This window comes from Desulfosarcina cetonica JCM 12296, assembly GCF_001311845.1.
GTDB lineage: Bacteria > Desulfobacterota > Desulfobacteria > Desulfobacterales > Desulfosarcinaceae > Desulfosarcina > Desulfosarcina cetonica.
Map to the genome: position 1 here is coordinate 1 of NZ_BBCC01000182.1, position 12,281 is coordinate 12,281.

Below are 12,281 nucleotides of genomic sequence, written 5' to 3' on the forward strand. Positions count from 1 at the left end.
GTCCATCAGGGGGTTACCGATGTCCGCCACCATGGCTTGAAGTTTCTTCTCGCGAGTGTCTACTTGTTCTTGCGGGATTGATGGCCAGACGGCTTGACCGTTTGATTTAGCGAACATGATTTTTATCCTCCAATCTGATTAAAGTGTGTCCATCTTTCAGATACGCATCGCCAAACAACTGAAATTTATCCAGCGTTTCCCTGGCCACGCGATGTACTGCCAAATAAATTGGATCTTGATATGTCGGTTTAATTTTAAACGTAATCGTCGCCAGTTGCTCACTTGAGTTGTACGAAATTTCTTTTACATACTGAGAAATGCCGGAACGCTTTGCCTCCCAACAAAAAGAGATTAGCTCGTAAAGCTCGCTTAGGCGTCCCGATATATGGTTAATAAAAATACCATACGCCATGATGCCGCCGCTCCTTATGCAATACTCGTGATCGTTCATTCTTGTCTCTCACCCCCCTTTCATTTTTCCGCCAAAGGGAAAAGCCCTTGACGGACCCTCTTATTGATAATGATTCTCCGAAGTTTCCAGTTTCCAGGTTTCCACCCCCTACAGGGTGGGGGTGGAAACTTGGCACTGGCTTTGGAAATTTGTTGGAAACTCATGGAAACTCAATTTTTTAACTTTCTGAAACCATTATGTTTTTCGTTTTGGTGCCGGAAACTTTTTGGAAACTTCCGGAAATTTTTCAGTTTCCAACCCCCTGTTTTTGACGATTCTTGGAAACTTATGTGAATGATTCCTATTAGCGATTAAATCGACATTTTCAGACATCGAAACCGGCCTTGACGAGGGCGTTTTTACCTTCAACCGTGAGGATGTTTCCGGGTTCAATCATGCGGCAATCAGTTAATTTTTTTCGAATCTTTGAAACCTGGCCGGTGGATATTTGAAGCTCTTTGGCGATATCCTTTTGGGGGATGTCGCATATCAATAGGTTCAAAACGGAAAGCTCTTTATTCATGGCAGGATTTCCAAACGTCCAAATATATTTGCCGTTGTCATCCGGACGGCACTGCATTTCGAGATCGGAAACCAGCGGCAGCCATTTGTGGGAAATCCTTTTCTTGGTGAAGGAGACGACAAATCGCGCGCCATCGGTCTGTTGATAGTCGGTTGGTTTCATCAGCCGTATCGAAATATCGATGTTGTCTTCTCGGCCACTTGTGCCGCGCTGATCGCCGCTTTTCCCCAGATGATGAATCAGCCATGGCGAGATACCGGCGTATCGAAGGCCGATCAACCATTGATTGATGGGGTCCCATTCCTGCTTTGAATTCTCATCCATGCCAGGCGTAAGGCTTGCCACATTATCAAAAAAAGCTGTTTTCACGCCGCAATCAAGAAGCACTTCGCGCAATAGTTTTCTTGTTTCCTCGCATCCGAGGTTAATGCTTGGTCGTTTAAGTATTTCGCAAACATAGGCATCGGATAGTAGATAAAGGGGAGCATCGCGGTCACCGTCAAGCCCAATCAGGTCGATGCGCTCTTGGTAGTCGCCCATTGGCATTTCGCCATCAATAATTGTACATGGCTTCGGTTCGTGACATTTCCACGGTCCGAAACTTTCACCCCGCGTTATTGCGTCTGCCACGCCAGTGATAAACCACGTTTTTCCACAACCACGCGGACCGGAAATCATTCCGTAACAGCCATCCCACAACCATGGAAACAAACTGTATGTCTTTGGCGGGACTTCAATTTTTTTGAAATCGCCAGTCGTTAATATGGCGTCCTTTAGATAGTTGGCGCCCGCGCCATCGATCACCCGTTTGACCGCATCGATGCCTTCGGCCGACGCCAGGTCGTTGAAGTCGGTTGGCTTGCCGGAAACGTCTTTGAACGATGGGAAAACCACCTTGGCGTTGATCTCTTTTGCGGCCTGCTCGGCGTACTTCCGGCCGGCGTTTCCAAGCTCCGGTTTCCATCGGTCGTCATCGCCAGCAATGGTGATTTGATCGGTAGGACACTTCTCCCGGATAATCCGGGCGACCGCCAGTATGTTTCCGGCAGTTAACGCCGTGTAGACAGGCCGGCCAGTGGCCTCGTGGATCGTGGCGCCGGTCGAAAACCCCTCGCAAATGATGGGCGGTCCATCTCCTGGAATATACCCGAAGCAACCCTTCTGCCGTCCTCCGCCAGGAAAATGCTTGTCTCGCGGCTTTTCGCCAGGGTGGAAAACTTTTTTCTCGGGGTAAAGCTCCTGATATGACCAAAACTCGAAATTCTCATCATGAAGCGGCCAAAGGAGCAATTCACCTGCCTGGCGTAGATCGCCATAAGGCTTGACGCCTTTTCGGACAAGATGCTGGTGATTATGGTCGGCAGGTTCCGCCGCATCGAAAACAGGTTTCAACCTGTCCCTGGCGGCCTGCCATCGGCGCATGGCATCCGCTTCCCGCTGGCGTTTGGCATCATCAATCCGGCGTTTGTTTTCGGCCCATTCGGCATCGGTCATCTCATGGCGCTTTTTGGCGCACCACGTTTGATCGTTGACGCCCTTGAAATTGCCGAAGGCGCCGGCCGGTACGCCATCAAGGTGAAGTGAATACCATCCGGCCTTATCGCCTGGTTTATCGACGTCGAAGCGTTGAATGTTGCCGTCTGCAACGATCTCGCCAGGGTTAAGCCCATGCTCAGCCATGGCGACCGTGAAGGCCGTTACAGGGTCCATGTCCGCCGGCATCGGTGCTTGGGCGTCGTGGTCATGCTGTTTTGGCGCTATGTTGAAGTTGGGCATTTTCACTTATTATCGCTCCGCTGCAATCCGTTCAAAATAACCGTCAACTTCAGACTCAAGCCAACCAACCGTTCCAGGACCAAGTTTCACCCGTTTTGGGAAAATTCCGTCTCGCTCCCATCGCCAAACAGTTACGGACGAAACCCCAAGACGCTTTTTAAGATCTTCCCATCGAATAACTTTTTTCTACCGCTTTGGACTTTTTGACCATGATCTTCTCCTTTCAAAAACAAAAATGCCTAACAGGTTGTCATCTGTTAGGCATCGTAAGGGATAGAACTTGGTTGCAACAATGGATAGAGGTATTGTACCTCTATAACTAACTATATTTATTCATATTCACCGTTAAAAATCTTTTCAATTTCATAAAAATTCTTTCTCACAACAGCAAGGTGGTCGTCTGTATCTGGATCTTCCCCATAGAATTCGCGGCCGGCAGCCATAAAGACCTCTTCTTTTGATTTTTCAGACGTTAGACGAGCTTCAATCCAATAATACATTTTTAGCTTGCAATCGAATTCCTGTTTGGAGCCACGCTCTCGAAATCGCCGATACTCTTCAAATGGTTTGCCCTTGAATCCCATGGCGTCCCGTATCTGTGCCGGTGCCTTGCCTTTTGGCGGCTCAAGGTCAAGCAACTCATCGGCAACGACTTCAAGGTAGTCCAACACCCATTGTGGGAATGACTTATTCTCCTTCCTGCATTCAAGGATCATATCCCACGCATACAGGGGGTTTCCGGTCCGCTCAAATTCAGACTTCCGATGGTACAAATTCAGATCGATCATCACGCCCCCCGCCTTGCCGCCAAGTCGATTACCTTGTTGCTATGCCCATCAGTTTGCCCCAGGATTTCAGCCAGTCGGATTTCCCAGCGGGCCAATGCTTGGCGCTTTTCTTTGGCATAATCATATCGGTTGTAAATTCCCAGCACACCTTGAAGGCGATGGCCGAGTATTTTTTCAGCTACAACGTCATCGACCTTCAGTTCAGCCAATCTTGTCCTAAGGGTTCGCCGCAGGTCATGAGGTGTGAATTTTTCCTCAATCCCCATTTCCGACCAATGCCGATCAACAGAACGTGTTAATGCATGTCTCGTCATCGGCTTTTCTGGTTTATATGATGAACGGAAAACATGCTGGCAATCGGCAGAAAAAGCCCTGGCCTCATCGATCACGGCCTTGGCCATGGGTAGCAATGGGATTCTATTTTCATCGGCCGTCTTGCGTCTCTCAGCTGGGATTGTCCAAGTTTCCCCATCGATCTCGGCCCACTGCATGCCGCACACTTCCGCCGGCCGCTGTCCGGTCAAAAGAATCAACTTCAGCGCCAACTTGGTCGGCTTGTAAAGGTCAATATCCTTGTTTCCCAAATCAAGCGCATCCCACAAGGCCTTGATTTCATCATCGGTCAGAACCCGGTCCCTACCCTTCTCCGGCAATTTCTTGATTCTGGTGCATGGTGAATCATCGATAACACCACGCTCGGCCGCAAAATTAAAAATACGGGAAAGCGCTCCGTGGACTCGGTTCCTTCCGATCGGCGCACGCTCGGCGATCTTGTCCAGCAAAATTACTATGTGGCGCCGCTTGATGTCGGCCACCTTCCACTTGCCCCACGCGGGTATAACGTTCGATTCAAGTAGCTTTTTGGTCTGAAGTCCTGACTTTTTCTTTTTAAGCTCCATTTCCCAATGCTCATCAAGCAAATCTGAAAAGGTAGGTGCGGACTTCAGCGCCGCTTTGGCCTCTTGTGCCTTCCGGCCCGGATCAATCCCGTTTTGAAGCTCCTGTAGTGCCTGGCTGTATTTTTCGCGGGCGGATGCAATTCCGATCCCCGGCCACTGCCCCAGCGACATTCTTCTCGGCCGGCCTTCGAATTGATACCGAAAAATCCAAGTTTTTAAGCCAGTTGTAGCCACTCGGACATAAAGACCGCCGGAATCTATTACTTCATACCGTTTACTCTTCTTCCCCAGCTTTTTTACCGCCAATTCGGTAAGTGCCATGATTCGTTAAATTCTCCCTTTTTCTGGGTACAAGATTGGGTACAAGATTTGCCCTTATTATGGCGTTTTTTGGTGAAACGCAATGAAAGAGAAATTAACGTGTTTTTGCTGTTATGTCAATAAATTTGGTTATACCAGGAAGAGTGTTGAAGTGGCCTGAAATCCGACCTTTTTAGGATGGGGTTCAAGGGGTCGGAGGTTCAAATCCTCTCGCCCCGACCAGAAAACTTAAAAACAATTAAGGGCTTGCAAACGTGTTTGCAAGCCCTTTTTTTTGGGCTTTCGCCCGGAACAAAAAAACCGTCGTTGCTCCGCGGCTCCGACGGCTTCGTCAATTCGCTATAATATCCACCAAATGGGACACCGGGTGCGGGCCGTGTCCGTCTAATGCTGCCTGCGCGCTAATAGGGTGTGGACGATGCCCGTTAACTCGGCCAGCTCAAATGGCTTATCCAGGACAGCGGCGGCACCGAATTGCCGGCCCTTTTCATGCGTCTGCGGATCACCAAACGCCGTAATCAAGATCATCGGCGGGCAACCCGGCAACCCGGCAATGCCCTCCAGCACCTCCATGCCGGTAATTCCCGGCATACGGATATCGGTAATGATCAAATCGTATCCGACGTCTTTTTCGCCATTCAAAATCGGTTCGATCTTTGATAGGAGCTCAACGCCGTTTTTGCATTCGATGACTTTGCATTGATTCTTTTTCAACGCCAGGGATAAAAGGATACGCATCTCTGCATCATCCTCGGCCAGAAGAACAATTCCAAGATTCTGTTCTGATTGATCCGACATAGCCTTGACCTCGATCCGTTTGAGATACCGTCGGCACAATCATGGATACGCGATGGGAATACTCGCAAATCCATGTTGATCATTGGTTATTGCAAAGGATATGCCAGCGCCGAGCTCTTCACCTACCTTATGGATGGTAACAATATGATTTTCCAATCAATATAACCAGAATTAGAAATCGCCTGGGATCAGGCGCCAAGGGATGTGAATTGGGGTGATGCGGGGCATATTTCCACGGTGTGGCGAAAGACGACGCATGGGCATCCATCCCACAGGGGGCAACGAATGAAGGGGCGGAAATCTTGCCCATGCAGGATGCCATTGGCCTGTGATGGGACTTCCCGAAAATACCAACCAGGCAGACAGTCCCCCGGCAACGCCGGGGGACTGTCTGGGGCACGATGATCAGCCAACGGTGCCTTGGCCGGTATTCACCGGCGTTTTGATTCTTCTCAAAAAGGCCCGATGGCGTGGCTTGCTCAGGTCCATGTGACGATACACACCCAACTTGGCCCAATCCTCGATAAACATCCAGACCAGGCAATAGGCCCAGACCAGACCGATATTCGCCCATGAGATGGGGGTAACGAGCCCCAGACCGAAAGCGACAAGGAGGGTTGCCAGCAGCTTGGTAATGATCGCGGACCACAACAGCGTGCCGGCCGGAAAGGGCCGGGTGAGAAACGGGCGTCGGGTGCGGGCGACGAACAGCGTCAGATGCCCGGCCACCGCCAGCTTCAGGAAAATGAAGGTTTGAATCTGGCTCCCACTCAGGTGGAGCCAGTCCCGGGCGATCAGCAGAAGGCCGAAGGTTTCAACGACCCCGATCAAACCCAGAACGGTCGAGACGGTAAACACGCGGTGCATGTCCCAGCGCACCGGTTTGGGGTCGACCCATGTATTGTCATAGGCGATGGCCATGATCGGCACGTCGTTGAAAAACGCGAGCAGGATAATCATGATCGCGGTGATGGGGTAAAAATCGAAGACCACCATTGCCAACACGACAAAGAACATGATGCGAATCGTTTCGGTGATGCGATAAATGGCATAGCTGTTCATGCGCTCGAAAATCTTGCGCGCCTCCTCCACCGCCTTCACAATGACCGAAAGTCCCGGCTCTGTAAGAACGAGATCCGCGGCGGCACGGGCCGCATCGGTGGCCCCGCTGACGGCAATACCGGTATCGGCCTGCTTGAGCGCAGGTGCGTCGTTGACGCCGTCGCCGGTCATGCCGACGATGTGCCCATCGGATTGGAGGGCCTTGACGATCTTGTATTTGTGCTCCGGAAAAACCTGGGCGAAACCGTCTGCCTTATCGATGTCCAGGGCCGGTGGGGGGGCAAAGCGCTGCCGCCTGCGCCGCTACCGAAAAAGGCTTCGGCAGACTGGATGTCCGTCCCCAGACCCAGCTGTCCGGCGGTTTCCATGGCAATTGCCGTGTTGTCCCCGGTCACCATTTTAACGCGGATACCATGCGCTTGGCATTTTTGATGGTCTCAGCCGAATCTTCGCGAGGTGGATCGAACAAGGGCAGGATTCCCATGAACGCCCATGTTTCGCCGTCTTCGGTTCTCGCCACCCCCAGCGTACGGTAGCCTTTGGCCGCCAGGTCGTCGACCGCCTTTTGCGCCCGCATTTTGTCCTCGGCCGTGATTTGGCACATGCCCATGACCACTTGTGGCGCGCCCTTGGTTACCCGGAACGCGTTTCCCTGAGAGCCCTCTATCCATGACTCGGTCCGTTTGCCGACCGGGTCAAACGGAACAAAGCGTTTCTGCCGGTAATCGTCCAGACGCTGCCGGTCCTCAAGCCCACCCAACACCGCCAGATCAATGGCGTCGCGGTCCTCCGCCTTGGAGGCCAGAGCGGCGGCCAGGATGACATCCTGGGCTTGCCCGGCATCGAAAAGCACGACGTCGCCCAGCCGCAGCTTGTTTTGGGTGAGCGTTCCGGTCTTGTCCGAGCACAAAATATCCATGCCGGCCATTTCCTCGATGGATTCCAGGCGGGTCACAATCGCCTTCATGCGGGCCAGCGCCCGGGAGCCGATCGCCATGGTCACGGAAAGGACCGCCGGCATGGCCACGGGAATGGCGGCAACCACAAGGATCAGGGTAAACTGAACCAAGGTGAGAAGCGATGCACCACGGAAAAGCTGGACCAAAAGAAGCGCCACGGCCAGTCCCAGGCTCAAATAGATCAGGTAGTCACCAATGTGAAGCACCGCTTTCTGAAAATGTGAAACGGATTTGGCTTCCGAAACCAACTCCGCGGTCTTGCCGAAAAACGTCTCACCGCCGGTTGCCGTAACGACGGCAACCATTTCTCCCTGCTTGGCCACTGAACCGGAATAGGCCACTTCACCCGGTTTTTTGTTCACCGGCAGGGACTCGCCGGTCAGCGCCGACTGGTCGATACTCAAGTAGTCCCCTTCGGCCAACTTGGCATCGGCAGGAATGATGTCGCCGAGGCGCAGGCGAATGATGTCGCCAGGCACCAAGTCGGCGGCGTTGATTTCATCCCATTGACCGTTTCGCTTGACCCGGGCTTTCAGGGCCAGCTGTTTCTTTAAAGCCGCCAGTGCATTGGCCGCTTGATGCTCCTGCCAAAAACCGACCGCCGCGTTGAACAGCAGCAGCAGCAGAATAATCACCAGATCGGGCCAGTGTTTGACAAGGGCCGAAAGAACGGCGGCGACTTCGATCATCCACGGAATCGGTCCCCAAAAGAAGGAAAGAAATTGTTTGATCGAACTTACCTTTACTTCCTTCAAGGCGTTGGGTCCGTATTTTTCAAGCCGTTGGCGGACGTCTTCCGGATCGAGACCCTCCATGGACGTGGCCAACTTCTCCAGGGTCTCGTCAAGGCTGGCCGTCGACCAATCCGGCACGTCCTCGGCGGTTGGTGATGGAACTATCTCTGATGGGGTCATCATCTGTCTCCCTTTCCAATGTTCGATATGATGTCGGTATAATCAGTGATTCCCGGAGGAGATCCCGGGAAAGCGCTCATCCAATTGCTTCTTCTCCATACTCACCTTCTGCAGAAGCTTCTTGTAGGCCGCCTCAAGGGAAGGTTCCATAACGGCGACCTGGCCTTCACTGACGATAATTCGCTGCAGTTCAGGAATCTGCACCTCATATGAGGATTTCAAAAAATCGGCTGGATGTAGAAGATCGTCCGACCGATGGGCAGGATGTCCACGCGGCCGTGGAAGATCTTGGATCCGGACTGATCCCAAAGGGTGAACTGATTGGCGATATCCGGGTCTTCATTGATAATGGCATAGGTCTGCATCGGGCTGAACACCAGCTCACCCTTGGGAAACTCGTAAACGACGATTTTACCGTAGTTGCCCTCATCGCAGCCGGCAAAGGCCATGGCCCGCAGATTGGTTTTGCCCTTGGGACTCATGGGCATGAGCAAAAGGAAGTCGAGTTTATCGGGTTGAAACAGGTTGAGCGTCAAATAGCGGGGCTTAATCGTCGTACTGGCCTCTTCGGCAACCACTTCCGCATAGGTCCAGACGTCTTCCTCCTGATAGAAAACCATTGGATCGGTTTGGTGGTATTTGTTGTAAATCCGCATCTGGATGTCGAAAAAGTCGCCGGGATACCGAACATGCGCGCGGATATCCGCCGGCATCTCGGCCTTGCCCTTAAAAAGACCCGGATAAATACGGTCGTAGGCGCGGACGATGGGGTCTTGCTCGTCATACATGTAGTAATCCACCGTTCCGTTGTAGGCATCCACGACGATTTTGACCGAATTGCGCATATAGTTGAGGCGCGTGCCTTGGGTTTCCATGGGAGCGGCGTCAGGATACCAATGGGAATAGGTGTAGGCGTCCTGGATCCAAAACACCCCCCGCGGCGTCACCACCGTGTATGGGGTGTTGTCCAGCATCAGAAAGGGCGTCAGGGTCTGAATGCGTTCGACGATATTGCGCCGGAAAAGGATCTTGCTCTGATCGGTCGCTTGGGTGGTGAACAATAGATTGCGGTCCTTGTAGTACCAGGCAAAAACCATCTGGCGAAGCAGTGAAGAAAAGGGGACCCCGCCCTTGCCCTGATAATTGACCATTACATTGTCGTTTCCCTTGGGGTAACCCATTTCGCCCGTGCCATTGGGTGAAATGACATAGGAATCGGTTTTCAACCCATAGTAGATTTCCGGTTGCCGGAGTTCCAGTCCGTAGTCGGAGGCGATGGGGATGTCGTGCATGAACCACACCATGGGGCCGCCGCCCCGCTGGTTGGCCGGCGTCATGGCCGCACCGTAGCCGTGCGTGTACATCAAGTGGCGGTTGATCCAATCCTTCTTCGCATTGTTCGGAAGGTTTTGGTAATTGAGCTCCCGGGGGGCCACCAAGGTTTGGGCATACTTGCCATCGACGGTATAGCGGTCCACGGACACGGTCGAAAAGGTGTAATAACGCCGCAGGTCCTGAAGCTGCTCGAGCACGGGCTGCAATATATGCGGCTGCCAGAGGGGGATGTTCTCGAGTACGCTTTTCACCTGGGGGTCGTTATAATCGGCCAAAAGGTGTCCGGGGGAGAACTGGCGGACATCGACATTCCCGAGGCCATAGGCCTGCAGGGTCGATTGAATATTGTTGGCGATATAGGGTTTCTCACGGGTAAACGCGTTCGGTGCGACGATGTATTTTTTGATCAGTTCCGGCAAAAGGGGGGCATGCCGGGCACCGACGACAAGAACGAATCCCAAAAGCAGGCCGGCAAACCACTTGAAGCCTTTGTTGTACTGAATCACCAGGACCAGACAGATGATGGATGCCGTCAAGAAAGCCAGTTGGAGCCATATCAACGGCACGCTGAAATTCATGTCGATGAATCCCGGACCATAAAAGAGTGGCGCGTTGCCGGTCTGGTAGACCAGTGCGTTGCGCTGCAAAATGAAGTTCCATGATTCGATCAGAAAAATGACCCACAGAAGGAGGCTGAGATGCCACTTGGCGGCACGGGGCAGCGGCCGGTCTTGCTGGGCGAGCCGCTTCTGTTCCGTCCAGTATTGCAGGGCCAGGCCCAAAAACAGGATGAGAGCACTCAGCAACAGGCGGGATTGAATCATTCGGTAGATCGGAAAAGAGAAGAGAAAATACGTGACATCCTTACCGAAGACCGGCTCGGTGACACCACCGGCAGGCCCGAACAGGTAAAAGAGAAACATTTCCCAATTCCTGAAAAGGGGAAAGGCAACCACAAGCGCCAACCCCAATGCGAGCACGATGGAAACGGCCCAAGATCCCGTGCGGAGCCGATGACGCAATTTCGCCTGAAGAGAAAGATCTTCCGTCTGCCGGTCGGCGGGAGCGGCCGAGCCCCGAAGAACCCGTGCAGCGATGCGTAGGTTTAATAAGAAAAGCCCTGCAAACGCAAGGGTTACCCCGATGAAAACAACATAGCGGTAGACCAGTCTTTGCCAAAAATAGAATTCGTATCCCAGCGCGCCATACCACCAGATGTCCACAAGCTTTTCCAGCAGGTAGACGATGGTCAGGACGAGAAGGACCGCAAACAGGATGAAAATGGTCATAAGGAGGGTCTTGCGACCCTTTTGGGATATCACTTCGGCACCTCCTGTGGTTGTCTTTGTCGCTTCCCGGGCCAGCCGGATATCTTTTCAGCGAAAAACAATGAGGTTCGTTATCAACGCATGATCCAGCCGGTAGATCATCGTGCTGATGACATTCCACAAGACGGGGATGTTGATGACCAGGATCAGGATCAAAAATCCCACGCCACTGCGTCCCAAATTCTCATAGGGGCCTCGCAGATCCTCGGGGAGCAGGTACTTGAAGAGATGACTGCCATCAAGCGGTGGGATGGGAATCAGGTTGAACACCCCCAATAGGATGTTGAGCATGGCGACCTTGAGCAATACATGCACCATGATTGAATCGGCAGGGCTTCCCGAGGCGAGAAAAACGATGTTGATCAAAACGATCATCAGGATCGCGATCAGAAAATTGACCGTCACCCCCGCGGCGGAAACACAGATGTCCCCCAAAACCGGCCGACGGTAATTATAGGGGTTGACCGGCACCGGTTTGGCGCCGCCGATGATGAAGCTGCCCCCGGAGAGCAGGTAGGCCGCAAGTGGGACGACGATGGTCCAGATCGGATCAATATGCGGAATCGGGTTGAAGGTGATGCGTCCCTGACGCTTGGCGGTTTGATCCCCGAACAGCATGGCGACAAAACCGTGGGCCATTTCGTGGAGGACGATGCTCTCGATCAACAATAAAATGACGATGATTTGGGGCAGTATCATGGGTACGCTCCTTCCGGGAGTCGTCGAGCCGGTATGGTTTCAGGTGGCATCATGATGCCGGACCGGGCAACCTTCAGCGCTGCCAGCAGACGGATGGGTTTTCCAACGGAACCATGGCTTCCGGGTGCTCGGGAATGATCCGAGCGGTGAAATCCGAGGCCGGCCGGCGGGCGGGGACCCGCACCGTATAAACATCGCCGTCGTCTTGGGCCGCCGACGGATCGCGGGTCATCGGCCAACAGGTCCGTTCGCCCGCCGCCAGCGGTTCGGCGACCAATTGCACCGCGATGGCTTCCGGCACGAGCCCGCCGGTAAAGACCCGCACGCGAAGGTATGAAAATCCCTGTCGCTGCAGATATCGACGTCGCCGAATCTTACGTCGGGCCATTTCCGACGGATACCATCCTGCCAGGCGGCGAGCCGCCTGC

General features: G+C 53.1%; 12 protein-coding genes. All 12 read right to left on the minus strand.

Going from position 1 to position 12,281, the window contains the following annotated elements:
* Positions 1-106: 106 nt before the first annotated feature.
* Positions 107-451: a hypothetical protein gene (locus JCM12296_RS27325; protein WP_157067937.1), complete on the minus strand. Its 345-nt coding sequence runs from the start codon at positions 449-451 to the stop codon at positions 107-109.
* Between the two features lie 325 nt (positions 452-776).
* Positions 777-2,654: an AAA family ATPase gene (locus JCM12296_RS27330; RefSeq protein ID WP_172684137.1), complete on the minus strand. Its 1,878-nt coding sequence runs from the start codon at positions 2,652-2,654 to the stop codon at positions 777-779.
* A 105-nt stretch (positions 2,655-2,759) separates the two neighbouring features.
* Entirely contained in the window at positions 2,760-2,927 is a 168-nt protein-coding gene (locus JCM12296_RS50910) for a helix-turn-helix transcriptional regulator (protein WP_083456572.1), read from the minus strand.
* A 152-nt stretch (positions 2,928-3,079) separates the two neighbouring features.
* A complete protein-coding gene (locus JCM12296_RS27335) occupies positions 3,080-3,538 on the minus strand; it encodes a hypothetical protein (RefSeq protein ID WP_054699776.1) in 459 nt (152 codons plus the stop codon).
* The gene (locus JCM12296_RS27340; protein WP_054699778.1) at positions 3,538-4,758 is read right to left on the minus strand and encodes a tyrosine-type recombinase/integrase; all 1,221 of its coding nucleotides are present in this window, start codon (positions 4,756-4,758) and stop codon (positions 3,538-3,540) included. Before JCM12296_RS27340 ends, JCM12296_RS27335 begins: the two co-directional genes overlap by 1 nt.
* Before the next feature lie 384 nt (positions 4,759-5,142).
* Positions 5,143-5,556, minus strand: a complete 414-nt coding sequence (locus tag JCM12296_RS27345; RefSeq protein ID WP_054699780.1) for a response regulator — start codon at positions 5,554-5,556, stop codon at positions 5,143-5,145.
* Between the two features lie 405 nt (positions 5,557-5,961).
* Positions 5,962-6,885 carry an HAD-IC family P-type ATPase gene (locus tag JCM12296_RS40350; RefSeq protein WP_172684140.1) on the minus strand — a complete coding sequence of 308 codons (924 nt, stop codon included), beginning with the start codon at positions 6,883-6,885 and terminating at the stop codon, positions 5,962-5,964.
* A gap of 124 nt (positions 6,886-7,009) precedes the next feature.
* Entirely contained in the window at positions 7,010-8,494 is a 1,485-nt protein-coding gene (locus tag JCM12296_RS40355; RefSeq protein WP_172684139.1) for an HAD-IC family P-type ATPase, read from the minus strand.
* Positions 8,495-8,533: 39 nt separating this feature from the next.
* Positions 8,534-8,713, minus strand: coding sequence for a hypothetical protein (locus tag JCM12296_RS42625; RefSeq protein ID WP_054699782.1), 180 nt, complete (start codon positions 8,711-8,713; stop codon positions 8,534-8,536).
* On the minus strand, positions 8,710-11,148 hold the full coding sequence (locus JCM12296_RS27360) for a UPF0182 family protein (protein ID WP_054699784.1): 2,439 nt from the start codon (positions 11,146-11,148) through the stop codon (positions 8,710-8,712). The genes JCM12296_RS42625 and JCM12296_RS27360 overlap by 4 nt, the downstream gene beginning before the upstream one ends.
* A gap of 54 nt (positions 11,149-11,202) precedes the next feature.
* Positions 11,203-11,853, minus strand: coding sequence for a site-2 protease family protein (locus JCM12296_RS27365; protein ID WP_054699786.1), 651 nt, complete (start codon positions 11,851-11,853; stop codon positions 11,203-11,205).
* A gap of 73 nt (positions 11,854-11,926) precedes the next feature.
* On the minus strand, positions 11,927-12,281 hold a 355-nt coding region (locus JCM12296_RS27370; protein ID WP_218188316.1), incomplete at its 5' end, for a hypothetical protein.